We start from the raw sequence: 24,181 nt of genomic DNA on the forward strand, positions 1-24,181 counted from the left end.
ATCCGCCAGCACCTCGCGCATGATGTGAATCGCCTCCGACTCCAAGCGGTCAAGATGGGTCAGCGCATTGCGGGCTGCGGGCATGCGGTGGGATTGGAAATTTGCCGGTCTCATGACCCGCTCTTAGGAAGGCTGCGCGCCCGGCTCTTGACGATTCCTGCTAATTTGTAGAATCCTGCTAATTAATCGACTGACTAGATATCTTTCCATGCCCGACCGGGCGTGATAAGCTGTCGACGACCGCGCATCAAAGCACGGCATCGCGGGAGGCAAGGATGCTGGGAAGCTTCTTTAAGAGTGATCGCGCGATCTATGCGCGCCACCAGTCAGACCTGGTCGTCGAACGCTGTTCGTCGCAAAAGGGCTGGCGCGGGATGCATCTGGAGGTCGGCCACAATCGCGGCTGCGACGTCCGGTCGCTGATGCTGCAAGGCCATTTGATCGGCATGCAGATCACCGGGCAGCCGCTGGCGGTCGAAATCCACGAAAATGGCCGATGGGTTCCCGCCACCCTGCCCTCGCATCAATTGTTCATCCATCCCGCGGGTACCCCGCTCAATATCCGGCACGATCTGTGGACTCGCTGGGCCTTTGCGATCGTCGACCATCCGGCGCTGGGGTCGCGGCGGGGTTCCGACGACACGGCGGGCTGGTCGGATCATGACCAGATTTTGTCGCTGTTGTTCCAGGCGCTGATCGAGCAGCTCTGCCACGAGCAACGCGATACGAGCGGCGATCGCGCGCTCGCCCAGTCGCTGATCGACAGCTTCATCCTGGCGATGCACCAACGCGCGCCCGCGTCGCCCGCCGCATCGGCGCGCGGCGGCATCGCGCCCTATATGGTCGCCGATCTGCGCGTCTGGATCGAAGGCAATCTGGAGGCGAAGATCGGCGTCCAGGACATGGCCGACCGCCTCGGCTATTCCTGCGCCCATTTCGCGCGCGAGTTCAAGCGCGAGGTCGGCGTCACCCCGCACGGTTTCCTGCAGGACATCCGCCTGTCGACCGCGATGGACCTGGCGCGCCGCGGCGCGGCGCTGGTCGACATCGCGCACCGCTGCGGCTTTGCCGATCAGGCGCATCTTTCCAACGCCTTCAAGAGCCGGTTCGGCTTTTCCCCGGCAAGCCTGCGCCAGCGCAGCAATTAAAAACCCGCGATCGGCGCCGGGGATGGATCGACGCCATCGGCAAGGCCTTCGACGAACGCTCGCGGCTGCGACAGGACTGGGTTACAAAGGTCCCAAATCATAAGTGGGAGCGACGCGATGAAAACCGCCTGGGTCTGGGTCGTGACGATGCTGGCCGCCTGTTCGTCGCCGGCCAGCGAAACGGAGACGCCAGAGGGGACGACCGGCGAAACCGCCGCCGCCGCGCCTGCCGCCACGGCCGCGCCCGCCAAAACCACCGCCGCGCTGACGCTGGCTCCCGACGGGCTGTCGATCGTCGAAACGCCACCGGGCAAAGCCAGGCTGGTTCCCTTTGGCATCCCGCGCGCCAGTGCCGAACGGATGGTCGGCTCCGTTCAGGGCGAACAGCTGGGCAAGGGTTCGAGCGCCGAATGCGGCGCCGGAAAAATCGACTACACCAGCTACAGGGACGATCTCCAGCTGACCTTTCAGGAGAACAAGTTCGTCGGCTGGACGATCAACGGCGGCGAATCGCCGCTACGCACCGCGAAGGGCATCGGCGTCGGCTCGACGCGCCAGCAACTCGACGCCGCGTACAAGGTCGACGTCGAGGATTCGTCGCTCGGGCTGTTGTTCAGCACCGGCGACCTTGTCGGCCTGCTCGACATCGATGGAATCGACGGGCTGGTCACCAGCATCTGGGCGGGGACGGTGTGCCTGATCGATTGAGGCGATGACGCGCCTATCGCTCCAGTTCGAGCAGATATTGTTTCGCTTCCATCCCGCCCGCAAAGCCGGTGAGTTTCCCCGTCGATCCGATCACGCGGTGGCATGGGGCGATGATCGAGATGGGGTTGCGGCCGTTGGCGGCGCCGACCGCGCGCGACGCGCCGGGCTTGCCGATCTGCGCCGCGACCTCGCCATAGCTGCGCGTCTCGCCGAACGGGATGGCGAGCAGCGCCGCCCACACGCTTTTCTGGAAGGCGGTCCCGGCGAAGGAGAGCGGCACGTCGAAACGCCGCCGGTCGCCGGCGAAATATTCGCCGAGCTGGCGTTCGGTCTCGACCAGCAGCGGATGATCCGGCGCCTCGGTCAGCGGACCGAGGCGGACGCGGCCCGGCCGGTCATTCTCCCACAGGATCGCGGCGAGGCCGTTGGCATCGGCGACGAGGGTCAGTTCGCCGACCGGCGACCAGATGGTTTTGAAAACATGCGTCATGCGGCCATTCCTTGAACTGTGACGCTCGGTCTATGGCGAGGATTGCGGCGAAGCGCGTCCCGTATCTTGCGCCCAATCGCCCCGCCGAATTTTCTAGCCTCTTTCACCGGCTGTGATAGCCCATGGTCCGGGCGGGGGACAGGATATGGCGACAGCGAACGGCGACACGCGGCACAGCCCCGTCCGGCTGACCTGGATCGTCGTCCTGATCGCGCTGTCGGTCCTGCTCAACTATGTCGACCGCGGCGCGATCGGCGTTGCGGCGCCGCTGATGAAGGAAGAGCTGAAGCTTTCCGCGACCGGCTTCGGCTTTGCGGTCTCGGCCTTTTTCTGGGTCTATGCGCCGGCCTGCCTGTTCGTCGGCTGGCTGTGCGACCGGTTCTGCGTCTACCGCGTCTTCGCGATCGGCGTCGCGATCTGGGCGATCAGCACCGCGCTGACCGGGTTCGTCGGCGGGCTCGCGTCGCTGATCCTGCTGCGGCTGTTCCTCGGGCTGGGCGAGAGCATCGCCTTTCCGGGCAGCAGCAAGATCTTCGCCGCCGAGGTTCCGGCCGAGCGCCGCGGCATCGCCAATGCCTCGGTCTCCGCGGCGCTCGCCTTCGGTCCGGCGGTGGGGGTGCTGTTCGGCGGCGCGATCCTCGGCGAATGGGGATGGCGACCGGTCTTCTGGATTTTCGGGCTGGGAACCTTGCTCTGGCTCATCCCCTGGCAGATCGCTTCGGCACCGCTGCGCGCGAAGCGCATCGCCGCCGCCGCCGGAGAGCGCGTCCCCCTGACGCGCCTGCTCGCCATCGCGGCGCTGTGGAAAATGGGGGCGGTGCATTTCCTCTCCAACTATGGCTTCTACTTCCTCCTCGCCTGGTTGCCGCTCTATCTCGTCAACACCGAGGGCTATTCGATTCCCGAGATGACCGCACTGACGACGCTGGGCTTCACGACGCAAGGCGTCGTCGCGCTGGGCGCGGGATGGCTGTCGGACCGCATGGTCGCGCGCGGCGCGGAAGAGGGCGAATTGCGCCGCAAGCTGATGATCGCAGGCCATTTGTCGACCGCCGCCGCGATCGCGGGGATCGGCGCCAGCGACAATGTTTTCGCCCTCGCCGCCTGGCTGGCGCTCGCCGGGGTCGGGACCGGGCTGATCGCGACCAACCTGTTCGCGATCGGCCAGATCTTCGCCGGCCCGCGCGCCGCGGGAAGCTGGATCGGCGTACAAAATGCGCTGGGCAATGTATCGGGTATCGTCGGACCGATCGTCACCGGACTGATCATCGACTATCTTGGCGGCTATGGCTGGGCCTTTGCGTCGGCCGCCGCGCTGGGCGCGCTGGGCGCCGTGCTATGGTGGAAACTCATTCCCGAAATTCGCGCCGCCGATCTGTGATTCATCGGCTGGCCAATCGCCGCGTGCATTATTAGAGCGCGAACATCCCCTTTTCTTCGGAGCGCGCCATGACCCCCACCGCCACCATCTTGCTGCTCGGCTCGGGCGAACTCGGGCGTGAATTCGTGATTTCGGCGAAGCGCCTCGGATGCCGCGTCATCGCCTGCGACAGCTATGCCGGCGCGCCCGCGATGCAGGTCGCGGATAGCTTCGAAGTCTTTTCGATGCTCGACGGCGACGCGCTGCGCGCGACGATCGAAAAGCATCGCCCCGACCATATCGTCCCCGAGGTCGAGGCGATCCGCACCGAAATCCTTGCCGAGGTCGAAGCCGAGGGGTTCCATGTCGTCCCCAGCGCGCGCGCCGCGCAGCTGACGATGAACCGCGACGCGATCCGCGATCTTGCCGCGAGCGAGTTGAAGCTCACCACCTCGACCTTCGAATATGCGACCACCCGCGAGGAACTGGCCGCCGCCGCGAACCGCATCGGCTTCCCGCTCGTCGTCAAGCCGGTGATGTCGTCGTCGGGCAAGGGCCAAAGCACCGTCAAGACGGCCGCCGACATCGATGCCGCCTGGGACTATGCCGCCGCGGGCATGCGCGGCGACCGGCTGCGCGTGATCGCCGAAGCGTTCATCGACTTCGATTATGAAATCACGCTGTTGACGGTGCGCCACAAGGATGGCGTGACCTTCTGCCCGCCGATCGGCCACCGCCAGGAACGCGGCGACTATCGCGAAAGCTGGCAGCCCGCGGCGATGTCGACCGCCGCGTTGCAATCGGCGCAGGACATGGCGACCAAGGTCGTCGATGCGCTGGGCGGCCACGGCATTTTCGGGGTCGAGTTTTTCGTCAAGGGCGACGCGGTGATCTTCTCCGAACTCTCGCCCCGCCCGCACGATACCGGCATGGTGACCCTGATCTCGCAGCGGCTGACGCAATTCGACCTCCACGCCCGCGCCATCCTCGGCCTGCCGATCCCCGCGATCGCGGTGTCCGATGCCAGCGCCAGCGCGGTATTGCTGGCCGATCGCGACGCGAGCGATTTCGCGATCACCGGCCTCGCCGAAGCACTGGCCCAGCCCGACGCCGAAACGTCGGTCGACGCCCGCATTTTCGGCAAGCCCGTCACCCGCCCCTGGCGCCGCATGGGCGTTGCGCTCGCAAAGGTCGCGAGCGGCACGACCGAAGATGCGCGCGATGCCGCGGTCGCGGCGGCGGCAAAGCTGCATATCGACTATAAATAGCCCCGCCATTGCGAGCGCGGCGAAGCAATGACGAAGGATTGTATCGAATCCTCCGCGCGCTAAGCTGCGCCATGGCAAAGCGCCCTGTCCCGCTCCTTCGCTGGCTCGCAATCGTCGCGCTGCTGTTCCTCATCATCGGCCTGCCGCTGATCTTTCGCGACCAGTTCATGGCGGCAAGCGATGCCGTCCTTGCCGCAGCCGACGAGCGTCCGATCGCCGCCGCCGCCTTCATCATCGCCGCGCTTACCCTCGACCTGTTCCTGCCAGTGCCCAACGGCGTCACCAACACGCTCGCGGGGGCGGCCTTCGGGTTCCCGGTCGGGACGCTCGTCATCTGGCTCGGGCTGATGGGGGCGAGCCTCGCCGGCTATGCCGTCGGCCGCTGGGCGGCGCGCCCGCTCGCGAAACGCTGGCTCGGCGCCGACGATGTCGAAAAGGCCCATGCCCTTGCCGAACGCGCAGGGCCGATCGCGCTGATCCTTTCGCGACCGGTCCCGGTCCTGGCCGAGGTGATGGCGATCGCCGCAGGCGTATCCGCCATGGCCTTCGCGCGCTTCGCGCTCGTCATGGCGCTCGCCAACCTCGGCGTCGCGATGCTGTTCGCGGCGATCGGGGCCGCAGCGATCGAGCAGGCCTCGACAGAACTGCTGATGCTTGGTGCCGTGGGCCTTCCCCTGCTCTTCTGGCTGAGCTGGCAAGGCATCGAGCGCTGGCGCACCCGGTGATGCGCGCGACCGGGAAGAAAGCAGGAACATCGCCCTAGGCCGCCCCGCCGGCCGCTGCTACATCCGCGCCATGTCGGAAAAGAATCATCTCTATCTGGTCGATGGCTCCAGCTACATCTTCCGCGCCTATCACCGCCTGCCGCCGCTGACGAACCCGCAAGGGACGCCGGTCGGCGCGGTCTATGGCTATACGACGATGCTGTGGAAGCTGGCGAAGGACCTGCACGACGCCGACGGCCCGACGCATCTGGCGGTGATCCTCGACCACTCGAGCAAGTCGTTCCGTAACGACATCTACGACCAGTATAAGGCGAACCGGCCCGAGCCGCCCGAGGACCTGCGCCCGCAATTTCCGCTGATCCGCGACGCGACGCGCGCCTTCTCGCTGCCGTGTATCGAGCTTGAGGGTTTCGAAGCCGACGATTTGATCGCGAGCTATACCGAGGCGGCGGTCGCCGCTGGCTGGGACGTCACCATCGTCTCCTCCGACAAGGATCTGATGCAGCTCATCCGCGAGCCGGCGGGCGACGCGCCGCAGGTCGACATGCTCGACACGATGAAGAATGTCCGCCTCGGCCTCGACGCGGTGAACGAGAAATTCGGCGTCACCCCCGACCTCGTCGGCGACGTGCTCGCGCTGATGGGCGACACGGTCGACAATGTCCCCGGCGTGCGCGGGGTCGGGCCGAAGACCGCGACCAAGCTGATCGTCGAATATGGCGACCTCGAAAAGGCGCTCGCGGGTGCCGAGACGATGAAGCCGTCGAAACTGCGCGACAATCTGATCGAGCATGCCGATATGGCCCGGCTGTCGCGCATCCTGGTCGAGTTGAAGCGCGACACGCCGATGCCCGACACGCTCGACCAGCTCAAGCTCGGCGCGATCCCGCCCGAACCCTTGAAGCTCTTCCTCGACGAACATGGTTTCCGCTCGCTGTCGGCGAAGCTCGATCTCGGCGCGACCCCCGGCGGCCCGCCGACGCTGCCGCGCGCGGGCGCGGCCCCCGCGCCGGTTCCCGCTGGCGCACCCTCGACCCCGACCCTGCCCCCGATGCCGGCGATCGACCGCTCGCTTTACGAGACGGTGACGACGATCGAGGCGCTCGACCGCTGGATCGCAATGGCCAAAGCGGCGCATGTCGTCGCGGTCGACACCGAAACCGCGAGCCTCGACAGCGTCACGGGCACCCTTGTCGGGGTCAGCCTGTCGACCGGTGCCGGCAAGGCCTGCTACATCCCGCTCGGCCATGGCGGCACCGACATGTTCGCCGAAAAGCCCGACCAGATTCCCCTAGGCGAAGCGCTCGATCGCCTGCGCCCGCTGTTCGCCGACGATGCGGTGCTCAAGGTTGGCCATAACCTGAAATATGACATCGGTGTGCTCGCGCAGCACGACATCGTGATCGCGCCCTATGACGACACGCTGGTGATGAGCTTCGCGCTCGACGCGGGCAAGCATCAGCACGGGCTCGACGAGCTGGCGAAGCTCCACCTCGATCACATCTGCCTCACCTTCAAGGAGATGTGCGGGACCGGCAAGTCGCAGATCAGCTTCGCCGAGGTCCAGCTCGACCGCGCGACCGAATATGCCGCCGAAGACGCCGAGGTCGCATGGCGCCTGTGGAAGCTGCTCAAGCTCCGCCTGCCGCTCGAAGGCGGCACCCGCGTATACGAAATGGTCGACCGCCCGCTCGCCGCGATCGTCGAGGCGATGGAACGCGCCGGGATCATGGTCAATCGCGACTATCTGGCGAAGCTGTCGGGCGAGTTCGCGACCGAAATGCTGCGCATCGAGGGCGAAATCCACACCCTCGCGGGCCAGCCCTTCGCCATCGGCAGCCCCAAGCAGCTCGGCGAAATATTGTTCGACAAGCTCGGCCTCAAGGGCGGACGCAAGGGCAAGTCGGGCGACTGGTCGACCGACCAGAACGAGCTCGAACGGCTCGAACGCGACGGCGTGCCGATCGCGCGCAAAATCCTCGAATGGCGCCAGCTCGCCAAGCTGAAGTCGACCTATACCGACGCCTTGCAGCAGCAGATCAATGCGAAGACGGGGCGCGTCCACACCAGTTACAGCCTCGTCGGCGCGCAAACCGGACGGCTGTCGTCGACCGATCCGAACCTTCAGAACATTCCGATCCGCACCGAGACCGGGCGCCAGATCCGCGACGCCTTCATCGCCGCGCCGGGTCATGTCCTGATCGCGGCCGACTATAGCCAGATCGAACTGCGCCTCGCCGCGCATATGGCCGATGTACCCGAACTGAAGGAAGCCTTTGCGCAGGGGCAGGACATCCACGCCGCGACCGCGATCGAGCTGTTCGGCGAAAGCAACCGCGACACGCGCGGCAAGGCCAAGACGGTCAATTTCTCGATCCTCTACGGCATTTCGCGCTGGGGTCTCGCCGGCCGGCTTGAGGTCACGCCCGACGAGGCGCAAGCGCTGATCGCGCGCTATTTCGAGCGTTTCCCGGGGATCAGCGATTATATCACCGACACGCTGGAGAGCGTCCGCGCCAAGGGCTATACCGAGACGCTGTTCGGGCGAAAGACCTGGTTCCCGCGGATTAAGGCGGCAAGCCAGAACGAGCGCGCGGGCAGCGAGCGCGCCGCGATCAACGCGCCGATCCAGGGCACCAGCGCCGACCTGATCAAGCGCGCGATGGCGCGCATGCCCGCCGCGCTCGCCGAGGCCGGCCTGTCCGACGTGAAAATGCTCCTCCAGGTCCATGACGAACTCGTCTTCGAAGCGCCCGAGGACAAGGCCGCCGCGGCGGGCGACGTCATCCGCCGGGTGATGATGGGCGCCGCCGAACCCGCGCTGACGCTTTCGGTCCCGCTGGAGGTCGAAATCGGCACCGGCAAGAGCTGGGGCGAAGCGCATTGAAGATGCTCGCGCTGGCGGCCGCGTTGCTGCTTCAGGATGGTACGGCGGTGGTCCCGCCGCCGGTTGTGGAAACCGCACCGCAGCCCGCCGCCATCCCCGCGATCGCCGATGAGGACATGCGCCTGTTCGCCGCACTCAATGGCCGCAAGGTTGCCGGGCGCCCCGTCGGTGGCCCCTATCCGACCGCCGACAAGATCCTGCTGCTCAACCGCGACCGCAATGGCCACCCCGACATCGGCGGCAGCCTCGCGATGCCGGTGCGCCAGTCGCTGCCCGCGCCGCCCGCCGGGACGATCGCGGTCGTCCGGCTGCACCAGCGCTCCGAAACCGTCGTCCCCGGCCCGACCGCCGACGATCTCGCCTTCGTCGCGGCGAACCGGATTCCGCTGTTCGTGATCGGCGAATGGGCGCGCCCCGCGCCGATGTGGGAGGTCGCCTGGCAGGGCGACGCGGTGCGCTACCGCGTGATCGGCGACGTCGGCGAAATCGGCCCCTGGCAGGATTGACGCCTCAGGGCTGCGGCCCGAAGCGGTTGGGACCCGGCGTTCCGGCCCGCAGCAGTTCGATCACCAGCACGAGCATCGCGAGGCCGGCAACGATCGCCGCCCAGCTCGCCCCGGACGCGTCGGGCTGCATCTTCGCGATCAGCCCGAAAATGTCGCCCGGCTGTTGCGGGCCGCTTTGCGCGGCCAGTTCCGCCGACAGTTTCGGCATCATGCTCAGGATATGCTCGGTGCGACGCGCCTGATCGATGCCCGTCACCACCGCCGCAAGCGGCAGGATCAATGCGAACAGCCCGCTGCGCCCCCGGTCGTGCAGGCGGCGCGCGGTCGCCGTCAGCAACAGCAGCGTGGCCACCGCATGCATCGCCACCGCGATGTAGATCGACGCGATCATGCCCTCGAACATCTCGGTCATCATCTTCAGATTGGCCGCCCTGGCATCATAATCGGGCTGCATCGCGCCCTGCAGGTCGATCGACGGAAAGGTGAGCACGACCTGCGCGATCATCTGGACCGCGATCAGCGGCGCAAGGACGATGGCGAAATAGATCCAGAACTGGACCCGGTCGTCGCGCCCGCGGGGATCGATCGTCCCCGCCACCCCGCGCCGCACGATCCTCCCGATTGAAATATCGGCCATTTGTCTCCCCCTTCGGCTTTCCGGATAGCCGTTCGGCGACGGCGCGCCAAGCATATGCCGCGTCCATCCGCCCCGCCGCGAAGCCGGGCTGCATGGTCGCGCCCTTTCCCCCCTGCGAAATTGCGCCTATGACGCCCGCGTGACGTCTGGCTGACACAGATGTGACAGCCCCCGACGAAAGGCCGACATGAGCAGCATTCCCCCGCAGGCGGCGACCCCTCCGGTCCGCATCCAGCAGAATATCCTCGCGCGCGGCGAACGCCGCCTGCTCAACTGGATCTGCCCGCGCCTTCCCGGCTGGGTCACCCCCGACCAGCTGACGACCTTGGGCTTCCTCGGCGCGGTGATGGTCGCGATGGGTTATATGCTGAGCTGGCTCGGCCCGGCGTGGCTCTCGCTGTCGGTGGCCGGCTATGTCGTCCACTGGTTCGGGGATTCGCTCGACGGCAGCCTCGCGCGCTGGCGCCGGATCGAGCGCCCCTCTTATGGCTATTTCGTCGATCATAGCGTCGACGGCCTTGCCATTTTCCTGATGGTCGGCAGCATCGGGCTCAGCCCCTATATGCGCTTCGACGTCGCGCTGATCGCGGTGATCGGATATCTGCTGCTGGCGATCCACAGCTTCCTCGCCGCCAAGGTCGTCGGCGAATTCCGCCTCTCCTACATGGCGGGCGGCCCGACCGAATTGCGGCTGATGCTGATCGCGATGACCGGGTTGATGCCGATCGTCGGCGGCGCCGATGTCTGGCACACCAATTTCTCGCCCTTCGATCTTTTCGGGCTCACCATCTCCAGCATCCTCGTCACCCTGTTCGTGACGCAAAGCTTCGCCACCGCGCGCCAGCTGGCCCACCGCCGCGACTGAACCCGCCTGCCTTTTCGCTTGACTGTATTGTCATAATAATACAGCTAGCCGAAAAGAGGAGGGCGACATGAATCTCTGGAAAACCGCCTTGGCCGCCGCATGGATCGCGGCGCTGCCGTTCGCGTCCGCCGCCGCCGATCCTGCCGCATCCGCGCCCGAGCCGGTCGAAATCCTGCCGATCGCCTTTTCCGCCGAGGGCCTGTCGGGTCCCGGCGGCGATCGGCTGCGCGCCGAACTCGCCGACGTCCAGTTCATCGCGCTCGGCGAGGATCATGGCTTTGCGGGATCGCCCGAACTCGGCATGGCGCTGGCGCATGACGTCGCCGCGCTGCCCGGCGCGGCGCCGCTCTATCACGCGGTCGAGGTCGGCCCGGTCACCACCCGCTGGGCCGGGCAGACGCTGCGCGACGGCGGACCCGACGCACTCGGCAAATCGCTCGCCGGACGGCCCTTTGCTATGCCCTTCCTATCGAACGTCGAGGATGCGAAACTCGCCGCGCCCTTCGCCGCCAACGACCGGTTGTGGGGCATCGACCAGGAATTCGTCGGATCGCCCACGATCCTGCTCGATCTGCTCGCCGAGCGCGCGAAAGACAAGGCGACGACGGAATTGCTCGCAGGGTGGCGCGACAAGGACAAGACCGCGCTCGGCGCCGGCCGGTTCGACGCGATCATGCTCCAGACGACCACCCCCGCCGGTTTCGCCGACCTCAGGTCGCGCTTCGCCGGCGATGTCGAGGCGCTCGCGATCGTCGACGCGCTCGCGAAAAGCGCCGCGATCTACCAGCTCAACGACAGCGGACGCTATCTGGAGAATAACGAGGTCCGCGCCGCCTTGATGCGCGGCTATTTCCTGCGCGCCTGGCGCGGCGCGGCGCCGAACGCACCGACGGTGCTGTTCAAGATGGGCGCCTATCATATGGGACGCGGCACGACGCCGACGTCGATCTACGATATCGGATCGCTGCTGCCCGGCCTCGCCGCCGCGAATGGCAAGACGTCGATTCACATCGCCTATGTGCCGCTGGCGGGGATGGTCCGCACCGTGAAGCCGTCGCCCACCGCCTTCACCGCCGTCGTACCTTATGAGGACGAGGCGATCGGTCCGATCCTCGACGCCGCGGGCATCGCCCGCGACAGCCTGCCCGCGACGGGCCATGTCCTGATCCCGCTCGCGCCGCTGCGCCACAAACTGCAGGGCAAGGCGCTGCGCGAATTGCCAAGTTTTCCGCGGTTCATGCTGCTCGGTTACGACTATCTGGTCACGACGCGCGACGCGAAACCCGCGACGCATTTCGAGGCGCGTTAGGTGCGCGCGCGCGCCTGACGATAGATCCCGAGCAGGCGCAGGGTCTTGGTCTGAAAATCGAGTTCTTCGAGCGCGCGATCGATGCGTTCCTCGCCCGGCGCCCCGACGATGTCGGCATAAAAGGTCGTCGCGGTAAAACTGCCCCCGACCTGATAGCTTTCGAGCTTGGTCATGTTGACGCCGTTGGTCGCGAAGCCGCCGAGCGCCTTGTAGAGCGCGGCGGGAATGTTGCGCACTTCGAAGATGAAGGTCGTCATCAGCGGCACGTCCTGCGGCAGTTCGGTCAGCGGTTCGCGCGCCAGCACGACAAAACGCGTCATATTGTGGTCGGCGTCCTCGATCCCGGTCTCGTGCAGCTTGAGCCCGTAGAGGTCGGCAGCGTGCGGCGGTGCCAGCGCGGCAAGCCCGACCTCGTCGCTGTCGGCGACCCACGCCGCGGCGCCCGCGGTGTCGCTGTGCGCGACCGGGTCGATGCCGTTGCCGCGCAGCCATTTGCGGCACTGCCCCAGCGCCTGTTCATGGCTCATCGCGCGCGTGACCGGGCCGAGGTCGCGACTCATCAGACCGTATCGGATGCGCAGGAAATGCTCGCCGACGATCGACAGGCCGGATTCGGGGAGCAGGAAATGGATGTCGGCGACGCGGCCGTGCAGACTGTTTTCGATCGGGATGATCGCGCGGTCGACGCGCCCGTCGCGCACCGCCTCGATCGCGTCCTCGAACGAATAGCAGGGCAAGGGAAGCGAATTCGGGTCATATTCGCGCGCCGCGAGGTCGCTGTTGGCGCCCGGCGCGCCCTGAAACGCAAGGCCACGCGCCGGTTCGGCGAGTGCCGCCGCCTTCATTTCGTCGACCAATGCCTGCGCCGATGCCGAATAACTGCCCATATGTGCCTTCCCGCGTGGAGGCCGCGCGCATAGCGGCGCGGGCCTTTTCGCGCAACCGGCGTGAAGAGCCTTTCATCCCCTTGCGCCGCCGTGCGCGCACCAGTAAGGGAGCGTCCAAATCAGATATGAGCGTCCATGGGCGGGCGCCAGCGAACGGGGCTGCAAAGCATGGACAATCGCAACAATACCATCGCCGGCTGGGTGCTCTTTGCGGGCATTTGCGCGCTTGGTCTGACCATCGGGTCGGGCATGGTGTTCGCCGACCATCATCCTGAAAAGGAAGGCTATCCGATCGAGGACGCCGAAGGCGGTGCCGGCGGCGGCGAATCGGCCGTCCCGCTTCCCAACCTGCTCGCCGCGGCGGATGTCGCGAAGGGCGAGGCGGTGTTCGCGAAATGCGCCGCATGCCACACGATCAATGCAGGCGGTGCCAACGGCGTCGGCCCGAACCTCCATGCGGTGGTGGGCGACGAAATCGGCCACGGCCGGGGCGGCTTCGCTTTCTCCGACGCGCTCAAGAGCCACGGCGGCACCTGGACCTTCGAGAATATGGACCATTGGCTCGCCAGCCCGCGCAAGTTCGCGAGCGGCACCAAAATGTCGTTCGCCGGCCTGTCGAGCGCCGAAGATCGCGCGAACCTGATCGTCTATCTGAACGCCCAGGGTTCGAACGTTCCGCTGCCCGCCGCCGAAGCCGCTCCGGCAGCTGACGCCGCTGCGGCCCCGGCCGAAGGCGCGGCGGCACCCGCCGCCGACAAGGGCGCCGCCGCTGCACCGGCAGCAGGCGCCGCGGCCGCTCCCGCCCCGGCAGAAGCGAAGAAGTAATGCGTCTCGCGCCCGTCGTGCTGGCGGGCGCGCTCGTGCTTGCGGGCGCGCTGGCGGGTTGCGGGAAAGGCGACAAGCCTGCCGCCGAAACCCCGGACGCGCCGTCCGGGGTCCCCGAAGCGACGGTCGAACCGACCGCGGCGATGGGCGAACAGATCTTCAAGCGCTGCGTCGCGTGCCACACGATCGACAAGGGCGGCAACAACGCCATCGGACCCAATCTGCACGGCGTCGTCGGCCGCGCGGTCGCCTCGCACGCCGGGTTCAGCTATTCGTCCGCGATGAAGGCGAAAGGCGGCATCTGGGACGACGCGGCGCTCGATCTTTATCTCAAACAGCCGATGATGGCGGTGCCCGGAACGCGCATGGCGTTCGCGGGCATTCCCGACGATGCCGATCGCAAGGCGCTGATCCTGTATCTGGACGCGCAGAAATAGGCGGCTGGCGCCCCCCGCCTGCGCGGGGGCGACGAAAGGGCGGCCTACTCCGCCGCCACCTTCGCATAGAATTCCTGGATGATCGCCCACGCCTCGTCGGCGGTCTCGACGAAGTGGAACAGCGACAGGTCGCGCGCGCTGATCACGCCTTCCTCGACCAAAGCGTCGAAATTGACGACGCGGGTCCAGAATTCCTGGCTGAACAGGACGATCGGGATCGGCTTGATCTTGCCGGTCTGGATCAGCGTCAACAGCTCGAACGTCTCGTCGAACGTCCCGAAACCGCCCGGAAACACGCACACCGCGCGCGCGCGGAGCAGGAAGTGCATCTTGCGCAGCGCAAAATAGTGGAACTGGAAACTCAGCCCCGGGGTGACGTAGCGGTTCGGTGCCTGCTCGTGCGGCAGCACGATGTTGAGCCCGACCGATTCCTTGCCTTCATCGTCGGCGCCGCGATTCGCCGCCTCCATGATCGACGGCCCGCCGCCCGAACAAACGACGAAGTTGCGGCAACCATTCTTGTCGGGCGGCACCTGGCTGGCGATGCGTGCCAGTTTGCGCGCCTCTTCATAATATTTCGCCTTGGCGGCAAGCCGCTCGGCGATCCGCTTTTCCTCGGGCGTCCGCGCCGCGTCGAGCACCGCCTGGGCATTGTCGGGTGACGGGATGCGCGCCGACCCATAGATGACGAGCATCGATTCGATCTTCGCCGCGTCGAGCATCAGTTCGGGTTTCAGCAGCTCGAGCTGGAAACGCACCGGACGCAAATCCTCGCGCAGCAGAAATTCGGTGTCCTGGAACGCCAGCCGATAGGCGGGGTCCTGGGTCTGGGGAGTCGATACCGCCTGCTTGGCGAACTGCGCGTCGTCCTTGGCCTTGTGGAAACGCGAACGATGGGGTTGTTTGTCTTCTGTCATGGGCGGACGGCTAGCCGTTTCCGCCGCGAAAGCCAAGTGCGCGGCGCCCTAGCGGCAGTATCCGGCGCCGCTCATATCCATGTGGAAATGGTTATAATGGGCGGCGTTATAATCCGGGCTGAGCACCGTGCCGAAGCGCCGGCACGCCGATTTGTGCAACGCGCGTAGGAAGTCCTGCGATGGTTTGTCGCCCGTCCACCCGCCGTCGAGCATGATCCGCCGCCCGTCGGCGAGCACGAAGCCCGACACGTCGACCGCATTCGAATAGGCATGCTGCGACAGCCGGCCCGAACGGCCGCCATAAATGTTGCGGCAGCTGTAGGTGCCGAAGGTCTCGATCTTGACGACCTCCTGCCCGAAATATTTCCGCGCCGCGGGCTTCACCGCATATTGCGCCCACGCCGCGAAGTTGCGCGCCAAGGGACAGGTCATCGCACCAAGGTTCGTCGTCGGGGTGCCGATGTCGAGCAGCTTGACCGCATCGATCGAACTGCACCCGCCGCCATGATCCTGATTGGGCAGCGGGGTGAACTTCACCCCCGCCTGCTTCAGGTCGACCGCGCATTGCCGCGCCTCGGGGCTGTTGAACGACGGTGCCGAGGTCATCTGCGGGCGTTTGGGCGTGTCCGCCGACGGGCGCTGCGTATCGCTGCGCTTCATCACGTCGGGGCTGCCGAAACAGGCCGAAAGCGACAGGGCCGCGATCATCGCCATCAGGATATGGGGCCGGAGAAGCGGGAGTTTCGCCATGGCGTCAATTTACCGACACCATGGTTAACAAGTCTTAAAGCACGGCATCGGCTCGTCGATAATTTCGCCCGGGCGGCGCAATTTGTTTGACAGTTACGCGGCGCTCCCTAAACGCGGCGCCGGGCCACGCGGTCCCAACGCCGCGCGAGCTCTCTGCAAGGAGAGACTAACATGACTGAAGTGCCGACACCCGAATTGCGCCCTGCGCGCCCGTTTTTCTCCTCCGGACCCTGCGCCAAACCGCCGGTCTGGTCCCTCGAAAAACTCAACACCGAATCGCTGGGACGCTCGCATCGCGCCAAGATCGGCAAGACGCGCCTGCAGCTTTGCATCGACCTGATGCGCGAGATGCTGCAGCTTCCCGACACCCACCGCATCGGCATCGTTCCGGGCAGCGACACCGGCGCCTTTGAAATGGCGATGTGGACGATGCTTGGCGCCCGCCCTGTGACGACGCTCGCTTGGGAGAGCTTCGGCGAGGGCTGGGTCACCGATGCCGCAAAGCAGCTCAAGCTCGATCCGACCGTCATCCGTGCCGATTACGGCCAGCTTCCCGACCTGACGCAGGTCGACTGGTCGAACGACGTTCTCTTCACCTGGAACGGCACCACCAGCGGCGTCCGCGTGCCCGATGGCGACTGGATCGCCGCCGACCGCGAAGGACTGAGCTTCGCCGACGCGACCAGCGCGGTGTTCGCCTACGACCTGCCGTGGAACAAGATCGACGTCGCGACCTTCAGCTGGCAGAAAGTGCTCGGCGGCGAAGGCGGCCATGGCGTGCTGATCCTTGGCCCGCGCGCGGTCGAACGCCTCGAAACCTACACCCCGGCCTGGCCGCTGCCGAAGGTCTTCCGCCTCGTCAGCAAGGGCGCGCTCGCCGAGGGCGTGTTCAAGGGCGAGACGATCAACACCCCGTCGATGCTCGCGGTCGAAGACGCGATCTTCGCGCTCGAATGGGCGAAATCGCTCGGCGGTCTCGACGGGCTGAAGGCGCGCAGCGATGCGAACGCCGCGGCGCTCGACAAGATCGTCGAAGACCGCGAGTGGCTGAGCCACCTCGCCACCGATCCCGCCAGCCGATCGAAGACCTCGGTCTGCCTGTCGGTCGCCGGCGCCGACGAGGGCTTCATCAAGAAGTTCGCGGGGCTGCTCGATGCCGAAGGCGCCGCATATGACATCGCGGGCTATCGCGACGCGCCGCCGGGGCTTCGCATCTGGTGCGGCGCGACCGTCGATACCGCCGATATCGAAGCGCTCGGGCCGTGGCTCGACTGGGCCTACGCCTCGCTCAACGCCTGATTCTGTTCCCCGGCGCAGCCGGGGCCCATTTCCCCATTCCGCTACAGGTCCCGGCTTTCGCCGGGATACGGAGACATAAAATGACCGCTCCCAAAGTTCTCATTTCCGACAAGATGGACCCCAAAGCCGCCGCGATCTTCAAGGAACGCGGCATCGACGTCGATGTCATCACCGGCAAGACCAAGGACGAGCTGATCGCGATGATCGGCGACTATGACGGCCTCGCGATCCGCTCGGCCACCAAGGTCACCGCCGACGTCCTCGCCGCCGCGACGAACCTGAAGGTCGTCGGCCGCGCCGGCATCGGCGTCGACAATGTCGATATCCCCGAGGCGTCGAAGAAGGGCGTCATCGTGATGAACACGCCGTTTGGCAACAGCATCACCACCGCCGAACATGCGATCGCGATGATGTTCGCCCTCGCCCGCCAGATTCCCGAAGCCAACGCGGGGACCCAAGCGGGCAAATGGCCGAAGAACGATTTCATGGGGGTCGAGCTGACCTCGAAGACGCTCGGCCTGATCGGCTGCGGCAATATCGGCAGCATCGTCGCCGAGCGCGCGCTGGGGTTGCGCATGAAGGTCGTCGCCTTCGACCCCTTCCTGACCCCCGAGCGCGCGATCGAACTCGGCGTCGAAAAGGCCGATCTCGACACCCTGCTCGCCAAGGCCGATTTCATCACGCTGCACACGCCGCTGACCGACCAGACGCGCAACATATTGTCGGCCGAGAATATCGCCAAGGCGAAAAAGGGCGTGCGGATCATCAACTGCGCGCGCGGCGGGTTGATCGATGAGGCGGCGCTCAAGGACGCGCTCGACAGCGGCCATGTCGCGGGCGCCGCGCTCGACGTGTTCCAGACCGAGCCGCCGGCGGCCGATCATCCGCTGTTCGGCGCCCCGAACTTCATCTGCACCCCGCACCTCGGCGCGTCGACCGACGAGGCGCAGGTCAATGTCGCGATCCAGGTGGCCGAGCAGCTGTCGGACTATCTGCTCACCGGCGGCATCACCAACGCGCTCAACGTGCCGAGCCTCTCGGCCGAAGAAGCGCCGAAGCTGCGCCCCTATATGAGCCTCGCCGAAAAGCTCGGCAGCCTCGTCGGCCAGCTCGCGCACGACAACCTCACGACGATCTCGGTCGAGGTCGAGGGTGCCGCCGCCGAGCTGAACCTCAAGCCGATCACCGCCGCGGTGCTCACCGGCCTGATGCGTCGCTATTCGGACAGCGTGAACATGGTCAACGCGCCGCATCTCGCCCGCGAACGCGGGCTCGATGTGCGCGAAGTGCGTCATGATCGCGACGGCGACTATCACACGCTCGTCCGCGTCACGGTGGCGACGAGCGACGGCGACCGCTCGGTTGCCGGCACCTTGTTCAGCAACGGCGACCCGCGCCTGGTCGAAATGTTCGGCATCAAGGTCGAGGCCGATCTCGACGGCCACATGCTCTACATCGTCAACGAGGATGCGCCCGGCTTCATCGGCCGCATCGGCACTGCTCTCGGCGAAGCCGGACTCAACATCGGCACTTTCCACCTCGGCCGCCGTGCCGCCGGGGGCGAAGCGGTGCTGCTGCTCAGCCTCGACTCGCCGATGCCCGAACCTCTGCTGTGGCAGCTGTGCCAGCTGCCCGGCGTGAAGACGGTGAAGGGTTTGAAGTTCTAGGACTTCCTGCCCTGCCAGTCCGCGTCGGGTGGACCGGGATGCCCAATCAGGCTCTCTCTCCTCCACGGTGTTTCGGCACCACCCGACGCGGACGAATCGCACCGGATCGTTGACTCCGGTCGCGACCAGCCTAAGGCCGCTCCGATGCCCAAAGCCCCCGCCCTGCTGCCCGAAGGCCTGCGCGACCGCCTGCCGCAACAGGCCGAGGCGGCGTCGCGCGTCACTCGCGCGCTCGTCGATGCGATGCGCGCGCACGGCTATGGTCGCGTCGCGCCCCCGCTCGCCGAGTTCCGCGAGACGCTCGGCGGCGACGACGAGCGCGCATCGCGCGACCTGCTCCGCTTCACCGATCCGGTATCGCAGCGCACCCTCGCGCTACGCCCCGACATCACCCGCCAGGTCGGGCGCATCGCCACCTCTTTGCTCGCGAGCGCTCCGCGGCCGCTGCGGCTTTGCTACGCCGGGCAGGTCGTCAAGCTGCGCGCCAGCCAGCTTCGCCCGGCGCGCGAAATGCTGCAGGTCGGCGCCGAGCTGATCGGCAGCGACAGCGTCGCCGCGGCGCGCGAGATCGTCACCGTCGCGATCGACGCACTCGACGCCGCGGGCATCGGCCCCGTCACCATCGACTTCACCCTGCCCGACGTCGTCGACCTGCTCGCCGCCTCGCTTCCGGTCGCGGCCAGCCGCGATGCCTTGCGCGATGAACTCGACGCCAAGGATGCCGGCGCGCTCGTCCGCATCGGTGCTTCGGCCTATCTGCCTCTGCTCCGCGCCACCGGTCCTTTCGACCAGGCGATCGCCGACCTGCGCGCCTTCGACAGTGCCGGGGTGCTTGCCAGCCGCATCGACGCGCTGGAAGAAATCGCCGCACCGATCCGCGACCGCGTGTCGCTGACCCTCGACCCGACCGAGCGTCACGGTTTCGCCTATCAAAGCTGGTTCGGTTTCCAGATCTTCGTCCCCGGCCAGGGCGACGCGATCGGCCGCGGCGGCGGCTATGCGATCCCGGTCGGCGAGGATCATGAAGAATCGGCGGTCGGCTTCTCGCTCTATCCCGATCCGCTGATCGACGACGGCCTCGGCGCCGAGGACGACGCCGACCGCCGCATCTTCCTGCCGCTGGGGCACGATCCCGCGCTCGCCGCGAGCCTGCGCGCCGACGACTGGCAGACGGTGGCGGCGCTGTCCGACGGCGACGACGCCCGCGCGCTGGGGTGCGGCTGGCGCCTCAGCGCCGACGGTCCCGTCGCGGCCTGACCTTCACGCTCCCCGGCGAAAGCCGGGGCCGATTGATCGGTTGCGCACAGCATCTGGGCCCCGGCCTTCGCCGGGGAACATCAATTAGAAATCGGCCTTGCCGAAGCGCGGCACACCCTGATTGACCCCCGGCGGGTCCAGCACCGTCACATCGAGTTCGACCGGCTCGCCGATCCAGTGCGCAAGCGTCGTATGGTCGGCGAGATCGTCGTCGGTGAGCGGATGCACCAGCGCGCGCAGCCCCGTCGCCTCAATCGCAGCAACCACCGCCGGCACCGCGCTCCCCACAAAATGCACCTCATATTGCGCGATCGGATGCGGCCCCACCCCGCCCTCGGTCATCGACCCGACGAACAGGATCGCCGGATCGCGGTCGAAATCGTCACGCAGCGCTGCAGCCGCAGGACGTTCGGCGGCGTCATAATAGATATGCGCGTGATAGGGGGCGGCGGGGTCGGTCATAGGGGCATCGCTTTCCGGGTCACGTCACCCCGGACTTGATCCGGGGCCTGCCTGCCTTGAACGAGAAGGCTGGCCGCGGGTCAAGCCCGGGTTCCTCCCCAGCCTGACGATCATTTCGAACGCTTCGGCCAGCGTGACGCTGATGCCGCGCAACGATCGTCGCGAGCGGATGTTGTCGAAATACCGAAAATGAATCGAGGGTGGGTCGCCCTCGTCGTCGGAGAGAGAAAATGAAAAAGCTTCTGAAAATTTTCGTAATCGGCAGCTCGATCTTGGTCCTGTCTGCTTGCAACACGGTTCAAGGCGCAGGGAAGGATGTCGAATCGGTCGGCGACTGTGCCGATGGCGTGAAGGGCAATTGCTAGACAGCGGCGTTAGACGCTATCGCGCAAACACCCGCTTCAACCATGCGTCGACCGCCGTCGTCGGCGCGTAACTCGGGTCGCCCAGTCGCCGGTTGATCTCGGCATGGCCCTGCAATCCCTCGCCGGGAAAGCTGCCATGCTCGACCTTGCTCCCGCCCGCCTCGAGCGCGGCGCCTAGCGCTTTGGCTTGGCGCACCCCGTCGGGCCGCTGGACGTAGAGCAGCAGGAAGGCCGGGGCGTTGGGCACCGCAGCGTTGAGCGTCGGCGATAGCTTCGCCTGCCGCGCCGGATCGCTCCCGAACGCCTGCTTATAGGTCGCCTGCATGATCGGCGGTCCGTCCTTTATCTGCGCCGGCACGTCATAGGCCGCGCCGTCGATCGGGATCACCCCCGCGATATCGGCGAAAGAAAGGCCGACGCTCTTCAGATATTGCTCATCGGTGCCGACCAGCGCCACCAGATGCGCGCCCGCGCTATGCCCCATCAGCACGATGCGCCGCCGGTCGATCCCCAGTCGGTCGGCATCGCGGATCAAGGCCTTCACCGCCATCGCGACATCCTCGGCCTGCTGTTCGACCGGCGAGTCCGGAACCAGCCGGTAATCGATCGACGCAAAGGCATAGCCCTCACCCGGATAATGGTCTGCCTTGAAGCGCCCCGTCGCATTGTCCTTGCTGCCGCGCTTCCACCCGCCGCCATGGACAAAGACGACCAGCGGCACCGGCCCCTTCACGTCTTTCGCACGCCAGACGTCGAGCGACTGGAGCGGATCGCGGCCATAGAAAATCGTCTCGCTGCCCGGCGCCTTCGGCCCCTCGTCGGCACCCATTCGCTGCGCGATCCGGTCGCGCAGCCGCTCGCGCGCCTCCGCAAAGGGGCCCGGGACGATCAGGCTTGCCGCGACGAACGCCGCGAGCGCCGCGAGCGCCGCGCCTGTGATCAACCGCTGTTTTCGCATCGCCTGCAATCTCCGCTTTCCCTGGCGCCAGCATATCTAGCCCGCAAATGTCGCAAATCCGTCCCACCAAGCTTGCCTCTGCGGCCAAATCCGCTAAGCCCGCGCCGGGCCGGCGCTGGTCGTTTCGAGGCCCCAGTTCAGCAGGACAGCATCATGGCAAATGTCACCGTCATCGGGTCGCAATGGGGCGACGAGGGCAAGGGCAAGATCGTCGACTGGCTCGCCAGCCGCGCCGACGCCGTGGTCCGGTTCCAGGGTGGGCACAACGCCGGCCATACGCTCGTCGTCGGCGAGCAGGTCTACAAGCTCTCCTTGCTCCCGTCGGGAATCGTCACCGGCACGCTGTCGATCATCGGCAATGGCGTCGTCCTCGACCCGTGGGCGCTGCGCGACGAGATCACCAAGCTGCGCGGCCAGGGCGTCGCGATCAATCCCGAGAATTTCGCGATCGCCGACAATTGCGCGCTGATCCTGCCCTTCCACCGCGACCTCGACGCGCTGCGCGAGACCGCCGCGGGCGCGGGCAAGATCGGCACCACCGGGCGCGGCATCGGCCCTGCCTATGAGGACAAGGTCGGCCGCCGTGCGATCCGCGTCTGTGACCTCGCGCACCTCGACAAGCTCGATCCGCAGCTCGACCGCCTGACCGCGCACCATGACGCGCTGCGCGCCGGCTTCGGCGAACCGCCGATCGACCGCGATCGCCTCATCGCCGACCTCACCGAAATCGCCGACTATGTGCTCGAATATGCGCAGCCGGTGTGGAAGCGCCTGAAGAAGGTCCGCAAGGCCGGCGCGCGCATCCTGTTCGAGGGCGCGCAGGGCGTGCTGCTCGACGTCGATCATGGCACCTATCCCTTCGTCACCAGCTCGAATACCGTCAGCGGCACCGCGGCGTCGGGCTCGGGCCTAGGCCCCTCGTCGGTCGGCTTCGTCCTCGGCATCGCCAAGGCCTATACGACGCGCGTCGGCAGCGGCCCCTTCCCGACAGAACTCGAAGATGCGACCGGCCAGAAGCTCGGCGAGCGCGGGCATGAATTCGGCACCGTCACCGGACGCAAGCGTCGTTGCGGCTGGTTCGACGCGGTGCTTGTGCGCCAGAGCTGCGCCGTCTCGGGCGTCACCGGTATCGCGCTCACTAAGTTGGACGTGCTCGACGGCTTCGACACCATCCGCATCTGCACCGGCTATCGGCTGCGCGGCAAGATCCTCGACTATTTCCCCGCCCATTCGGCAGACCAGGCCGAGGTCGAGCCGATATACGAGGAAATGGACGGCTGGCACGAAACGACCGCGGGCGCGCGCAGCTATGCCGACCTGCCCGCGCAGGCGATCAAATATGTCCAGCGCGTCCAGGAACTGATCGAGACCCCGATCGCATTGGTATCGACCAGCCCCGAACGCGAAGACACGATCCTGATCCGCGATCCGTTCAGCGACTGATCCCCGCAGCTGCAACGTCGCGGATCGCGGCGACGAAGCCGTCGGGGTCATTCTCCTGAATGAAATGTCCACCGTGCAGCGCGCGATGCGCCATGCCGTGTGCGCCCGGCACGCGCTCGATGAACAGCGCGTCGCCGCCGCGCGTGATCGGGTCGCTGTTGGCGAAGCAGCAGAGGAAGGGCTTGTCGAAGCGCTCGAGCGCCGCCCATGCGCGTTTCTGGTCGGGTACGGCGACATTGTCACCGAGCGGCACGAAGGACGGAAAGATGCGCGCCGCGACCTTTGACGCGCGGGTCGGAAAGGGCGCGTCATAGGCGGCGATTTCTTCGGGCGTCAGCTGCCGTTTCGCTCCGGCATTGACGATCCGCCCGACCGGAAACACCGGACTGTAGCGCGAGAAAGCGCGCCAGATGGCGAAGGCGCGCGGCGCCGGCTGGCCCTCGGGCAGGCCACCGTTAGACAGCGCGACCCCAGCGAAGCGATCGGGCATCTCCGCCACCAGCCGCAACCCGATCAGCGAACCCCAGTCCTGACAGGCGAGGATCATGTTCTTGAGGTCGAGCTCCTCGATCCACTGGCGCATCCACGCGACCTGCTGTGCATAGCTGTAGGCACCGGCATCCAGCGGCTTGTCCGACCGACCGAAACCGATCAGGTCGGGTGCCAACACGCGAAAGCCCGCGTCGACCGCCGGCCCGATCATCTTGCGATAGAGATAGGCCCAGGTCGGTTCGCCGTGCAGCATCAGCACGGGCTGCGCATCCGCTGCCCCCTCGTCGACATGATGCACGCGCAACCCGCCGTCTATCTCCAAATATTTCGGCGCATAGGGCCAGTCGGGTAGCGCGGCGAAGCGCGCGTCCGGCGTGCGATATATGGTCATGCTCCAATCCCCCCGCCGCCACCTTAGCTTGGGAGGCCGCGCTGACAACCACTTGCCGGAGACCGCCAAAGGCGTAGGGTCGAACGATGCGCTCCGCCCTCCCCCTCGTGTGCCTGCTCATCTCGGCC

Annotated in this window: 24 protein-coding genes; 16 read left to right on the forward strand and 8 right to left on the reverse strand. The window is 66.6% G+C overall.

The features are described from left to right. Positions 1 to 275 precede the first annotated feature (275 nt). Positions 276 to 1,148 carry a helix-turn-helix transcriptional regulator gene (locus tag ASD67_RS02640; protein ID WP_056342965.1) on the forward strand — a complete coding sequence of 291 codons (873 nt, stop codon included), beginning with the start codon at positions 276 to 278 and terminating at the stop codon, positions 1,146 to 1,148. Positions 1,149 to 1,265: 117 nt separating this feature from the next. Further along, the gene (locus tag ASD67_RS02645; protein ID WP_056342968.1) at positions 1,266 to 1,856 is read left to right on the forward strand and encodes a hypothetical protein; all 591 of its coding nucleotides are present in this window, start codon (positions 1,266 to 1,268) and stop codon (positions 1,854 to 1,856) included. A gap of 13 nt (positions 1,857 to 1,869) precedes the next feature. Here ASD67_RS02645 and ASD67_RS02650 read toward each other — a convergent pair whose 3' ends face one another. Next, complete coding sequence (locus ASD67_RS02650) at positions 1,870 to 2,346, reverse strand: methylated-DNA--[protein]-cysteine S-methyltransferase (protein WP_056342971.1); 477 nt, start codon at positions 2,344 to 2,346, stop codon at positions 1,870 to 1,872. A gap of 145 nt (positions 2,347 to 2,491) precedes the next feature. Between ASD67_RS02650 and ASD67_RS02655 the strand changes: the two genes are divergently transcribed. The 5 genes from ASD67_RS02655 (at position 2,492) to ASD67_RS02675 (ending at position 9,092) form a co-directional block, all read left to right on the forward strand. Next, complete coding sequence (locus ASD67_RS02655; RefSeq protein WP_056342973.1) at positions 2,492 to 3,727, forward strand: MFS transporter; 1,236 nt, start codon at positions 2,492 to 2,494, stop codon at positions 3,725 to 3,727. A gap of 68 nt (positions 3,728 to 3,795) precedes the next feature. After that, positions 3,796 to 4,974 (forward strand): formate-dependent phosphoribosylglycinamide formyltransferase, encoded by a 1,179-nt coding sequence (gene purT, locus ASD67_RS02660; RefSeq protein WP_056342977.1) that lies wholly within the window; start codon positions 3,796 to 3,798, stop codon positions 4,972 to 4,974. A gap of 71 nt (positions 4,975 to 5,045) precedes the next feature. Then, complete coding sequence (locus tag ASD67_RS02665; protein ID WP_056342980.1) at positions 5,046 to 5,699, forward strand: TVP38/TMEM64 family protein; 654 nt, start codon at positions 5,046 to 5,048, stop codon at positions 5,697 to 5,699. 70 nt (positions 5,700 to 5,769) lie between these two features. Beyond that, complete coding sequence (polA, locus tag ASD67_RS02670) at positions 5,770 to 8,586, forward strand: DNA polymerase I (RefSeq protein ID WP_056342983.1); 2,817 nt, start codon at positions 5,770 to 5,772, stop codon at positions 8,584 to 8,586. 2 nt (positions 8,587 to 8,588) lie between these two features. Next, positions 8,589 to 9,092: a hypothetical protein gene (locus ASD67_RS02675; RefSeq protein WP_235535551.1), complete on the forward strand. Its 504-nt coding sequence runs from the start codon at positions 8,589 to 8,591 to the stop codon at positions 9,090 to 9,092. A gap of 4 nt (positions 9,093 to 9,096) precedes the next feature. Here ASD67_RS02675 and ASD67_RS02680 read toward each other — a convergent pair whose 3' ends face one another. After that, positions 9,097 to 9,729: a DUF805 domain-containing protein gene (locus ASD67_RS02680; protein ID WP_056342985.1), complete on the reverse strand. Its 633-nt coding sequence runs from the start codon at positions 9,727 to 9,729 to the stop codon at positions 9,097 to 9,099. 187 nt (positions 9,730 to 9,916) lie between these two features. On the opposite strand from ASD67_RS02680, the gene ASD67_RS02685 reads away from it, so the two are divergent. Further along, the gene (locus ASD67_RS02685) at positions 9,917 to 10,594 is read left to right on the forward strand and encodes a CDP-alcohol phosphatidyltransferase family protein (RefSeq protein WP_056342988.1); all 678 of its coding nucleotides are present in this window, start codon (positions 9,917 to 9,919) and stop codon (positions 10,592 to 10,594) included. Positions 10,595 to 10,661: 67 nt separating this feature from the next. Continuing rightward, the gene (locus ASD67_RS02690; RefSeq protein ID WP_056342991.1) at positions 10,662 to 11,903 is read left to right on the forward strand and encodes a hypothetical protein; all 1,242 of its coding nucleotides are present in this window, start codon (positions 10,662 to 10,664) and stop codon (positions 11,901 to 11,903) included. Here ASD67_RS02690 and ASD67_RS02695 read toward each other — a convergent pair. After that, positions 11,900 to 12,790 (reverse strand): prephenate dehydratase, encoded by an 891-nt coding sequence (locus ASD67_RS02695; RefSeq protein ID WP_056342993.1) that lies wholly within the window; start codon positions 12,788 to 12,790, stop codon positions 11,900 to 11,902. The genes ASD67_RS02690 and ASD67_RS02695 overlap by 4 nt on opposite strands. A 168-nt stretch (positions 12,791 to 12,958) precedes the next feature. Between ASD67_RS02695 and ASD67_RS02700 the strand changes: the two genes are divergently transcribed. Together ASD67_RS02700 and ASD67_RS02705 are read left to right on the forward strand one after the other, a co-directional pair. Then, positions 12,959 to 13,615, forward strand: coding sequence for a c-type cytochrome (locus ASD67_RS02700; protein WP_056343414.1), 657 nt, complete (start codon positions 12,959 to 12,961; stop codon positions 13,613 to 13,615). After that, positions 13,615 to 14,052, forward strand: coding sequence for a c-type cytochrome (locus ASD67_RS02705; RefSeq protein ID WP_056342996.1), 438 nt, complete (start codon positions 13,615 to 13,617; stop codon positions 14,050 to 14,052). Before ASD67_RS02700 ends, ASD67_RS02705 begins: the two co-directional genes overlap by 1 nt. Before the next feature lie 44 nt (positions 14,053 to 14,096). Here the strand turns inward: ASD67_RS02705 and ASD67_RS02710 are convergent, their stop codons facing one another. Both ASD67_RS02710 and ASD67_RS02715 read right to left on the reverse strand, forming a co-directional pair. Then, a complete protein-coding gene (locus ASD67_RS02710; protein WP_056343000.1) occupies positions 14,097 to 14,969 on the reverse strand; it encodes an LOG family protein in 873 nt (290 codons plus the stop codon). Positions 14,970 to 15,017: 48 nt separating this feature from the next. Next, on the reverse strand, positions 15,018 to 15,683 hold the full coding sequence (locus ASD67_RS02715; protein ID WP_082544814.1) for an extensin family protein: 666 nt from the start codon (positions 15,681 to 15,683) through the stop codon (positions 15,018 to 15,020). Between the two features lie 207 nt (positions 15,684 to 15,890). Between ASD67_RS02715 and ASD67_RS02720 the strand changes: the two genes are divergently transcribed. From ASD67_RS02720 to ASD67_RS02730, 3 genes are all read left to right on the forward strand, one after another. After that, positions 15,891 to 17,018 (forward strand): phosphoserine transaminase, encoded by a 1,128-nt coding sequence (locus ASD67_RS02720; RefSeq protein WP_056343006.1) that lies wholly within the window; start codon positions 15,891 to 15,893, stop codon positions 17,016 to 17,018. A gap of 80 nt (positions 17,019 to 17,098) precedes the next feature. Next, complete coding sequence (gene serA, locus ASD67_RS02725; protein ID WP_056343009.1) at positions 17,099 to 18,685, forward strand: phosphoglycerate dehydrogenase; 1,587 nt, start codon at positions 17,099 to 17,101, stop codon at positions 18,683 to 18,685. A 144-nt stretch (positions 18,686 to 18,829) separates the two neighbouring features. Further along, entirely contained in the window at positions 18,830 to 19,942 is a 1,113-nt protein-coding gene (locus ASD67_RS02730) for an ATP phosphoribosyltransferase regulatory subunit (RefSeq protein ID WP_056343013.1), read from the forward strand. Positions 19,943 to 20,026: 84 nt separating this feature from the next. Here ASD67_RS02730 and ASD67_RS02735 read toward each other — a convergent pair whose 3' ends face one another. Continuing rightward, positions 20,027 to 20,404, reverse strand: a complete 378-nt coding sequence (locus ASD67_RS02735) for a DOPA 4,5-dioxygenase family protein (protein WP_056343017.1) — start codon at positions 20,402 to 20,404, stop codon at positions 20,027 to 20,029. A gap of 230 nt (positions 20,405 to 20,634) precedes the next feature. On the opposite strand from ASD67_RS02735, the gene ASD67_RS22875 reads away from it, so the two are divergent. Further along, complete coding sequence (locus tag ASD67_RS22875; RefSeq protein ID WP_156377546.1) at positions 20,635 to 20,769, forward strand: entericidin A/B family lipoprotein; 135 nt, start codon at positions 20,635 to 20,637, stop codon at positions 20,767 to 20,769. A gap of 16 nt (positions 20,770 to 20,785) precedes the next feature. Here the strand turns inward: ASD67_RS22875 and ASD67_RS02740 are convergent, their stop codons facing one another. Then, positions 20,786 to 21,727 carry an alpha/beta hydrolase gene (locus ASD67_RS02740; RefSeq protein ID WP_056343417.1) on the reverse strand — a complete coding sequence of 314 codons (942 nt, stop codon included), beginning with the start codon at positions 21,725 to 21,727 and terminating at the stop codon, positions 20,786 to 20,788. A gap of 153 nt (positions 21,728 to 21,880) precedes the next feature. On the opposite strand from ASD67_RS02740, the gene ASD67_RS02745 reads away from it, so the two are divergent. After that, entirely contained in the window at positions 21,881 to 23,170 is a 1,290-nt protein-coding gene (locus ASD67_RS02745; RefSeq protein ID WP_056343019.1) for an adenylosuccinate synthase, read from the forward strand. On the opposite strand, the gene ASD67_RS02750 is transcribed toward ASD67_RS02745, so the two are convergent. Further along, positions 23,160 to 24,053: a haloalkane dehalogenase gene (locus ASD67_RS02750; RefSeq protein ID WP_056343022.1), complete on the reverse strand. Its 894-nt coding sequence runs from the start codon at positions 24,051 to 24,053 to the stop codon at positions 23,160 to 23,162. The two genes, ASD67_RS02745 and ASD67_RS02750, sit on opposite strands and share 11 nt — an antisense overlap. Positions 24,054 to 24,181 lie beyond the last annotated feature (128 nt).

The sequence above is a fragment of the Sphingopyxis sp. Root1497 genome (genome assembly GCF_001427085.1).
Lineage (GTDB): Bacteria > Pseudomonadota > Alphaproteobacteria > Sphingomonadales > Sphingomonadaceae > Sphingopyxis.

What these genes read in the sequence shown, in the direction of transcription:
- ASD67_RS22875 (WP_156377546.1), top strand. Translation starts at nt 20,635, where the DNA reads ATGAAAAAGCTTCTGAAAATTTTCGTAATCGGCAGCTCGATCTTGGTC.
- ASD67_RS02655 (WP_056342973.1), top strand. Translation starts at nt 2,492, where the DNA reads ATGGCGACAGCGAACGGCGACACGCGGCACAGCCCCGTCCGGCTGACC.
- ASD67_RS02680 (WP_056342985.1), bottom strand. Translation starts at nt 9,729, where the DNA reads ATGGCCGATATTTCAATCGGGAGGATCGTGCGGCGCGGGGTGGCGGGG.
- ASD67_RS02695 (WP_056342993.1), bottom strand. Translation starts at nt 12,790, where the DNA reads ATGGGCAGTTATTCGGCATCGGCGCAGGCATTGGTCGACGAAATGAAG.
- ASD67_RS02730 (WP_056343013.1), top strand. Translation starts at nt 18,830, where the DNA reads ATGCCCAAAGCCCCCGCCCTGCTGCCCGAAGGCCTGCGCGACCGCCTG.
- serA (WP_056343009.1), top strand. Translation starts at nt 17,099, where the DNA reads ATGACCGCTCCCAAAGTTCTCATTTCCGACAAGATGGACCCCAAAGCC.
- polA (WP_056342983.1), top strand. Translation starts at nt 5,770, where the DNA reads ATGTCGGAAAAGAATCATCTCTATCTGGTCGATGGCTCCAGCTACATC.
- ASD67_RS02645 (WP_056342968.1), top strand. Translation starts at nt 1,266, where the DNA reads ATGAAAACCGCCTGGGTCTGGGTCGTGACGATGCTGGCCGCCTGTTCG.
- ASD67_RS02700 (WP_056343414.1), top strand. Translation starts at nt 12,959, where the DNA reads ATGGACAATCGCAACAATACCATCGCCGGCTGGGTGCTCTTTGCGGGC.
- ASD67_RS02745 (WP_056343019.1), top strand. Translation starts at nt 21,881, where the DNA reads ATGGCAAATGTCACCGTCATCGGGTCGCAATGGGGCGACGAGGGCAAG.
- ASD67_RS02650 (WP_056342971.1), bottom strand. Translation starts at nt 2,346, where the DNA reads ATGACGCATGTTTTCAAAACCATCTGGTCGCCGGTCGGCGAACTGACC.
- ASD67_RS02640 (WP_056342965.1), top strand. Translation starts at nt 276, where the DNA reads ATGCTGGGAAGCTTCTTTAAGAGTGATCGCGCGATCTATGCGCGCCAC.
- ASD67_RS02705 (WP_056342996.1), top strand. Translation starts at nt 13,615, where the DNA reads ATGCGTCTCGCGCCCGTCGTGCTGGCGGGCGCGCTCGTGCTTGCGGGC.
- ASD67_RS02710 (WP_056343000.1), bottom strand. Translation starts at nt 14,969, where the DNA reads ATGACAGAAGACAAACAACCCCATCGTTCGCGTTTCCACAAGGCCAAG.
- ASD67_RS02685 (WP_056342988.1), top strand. Translation starts at nt 9,917, where the DNA reads ATGAGCAGCATTCCCCCGCAGGCGGCGACCCCTCCGGTCCGCATCCAG.
- ASD67_RS02675 (WP_235535551.1), top strand. Translation starts at nt 8,589, where the DNA reads ATGCTCGCGCTGGCGGCCGCGTTGCTGCTTCAGGATGGTACGGCGGTG.
- ASD67_RS02720 (WP_056343006.1), top strand. Translation starts at nt 15,891, where the DNA reads ATGACTGAAGTGCCGACACCCGAATTGCGCCCTGCGCGCCCGTTTTTC.
- ASD67_RS02690 (WP_056342991.1), top strand. Translation starts at nt 10,662, where the DNA reads ATGAATCTCTGGAAAACCGCCTTGGCCGCCGCATGGATCGCGGCGCTG.
- ASD67_RS02750 (WP_056343022.1), bottom strand. Translation starts at nt 24,053, where the DNA reads ATGACCATATATCGCACGCCGGACGCGCGCTTCGCCGCGCTACCCGAC.
- ASD67_RS02665 (WP_056342980.1), top strand. Translation starts at nt 5,046, where the DNA reads ATGGCAAAGCGCCCTGTCCCGCTCCTTCGCTGGCTCGCAATCGTCGCG.
- ASD67_RS02740 (WP_056343417.1), bottom strand. Translation starts at nt 21,727, where the DNA reads ATGCGAAAACAGCGGTTGATCACAGGCGCGGCGCTCGCGGCGCTCGCG.
- ASD67_RS02735 (WP_056343017.1), bottom strand. Translation starts at nt 20,404, where the DNA reads ATGACCGACCCCGCCGCCCCCTATCACGCGCATATCTATTATGACGCC.
- ASD67_RS02715 (WP_082544814.1), bottom strand. Translation starts at nt 15,683, where the DNA reads ATGGCGATGATCGCGGCCCTGTCGCTTTCGGCCTGTTTCGGCAGCCCC.
- purT (WP_056342977.1), top strand. Translation starts at nt 3,796, where the DNA reads ATGACCCCCACCGCCACCATCTTGCTGCTCGGCTCGGGCGAACTCGGG.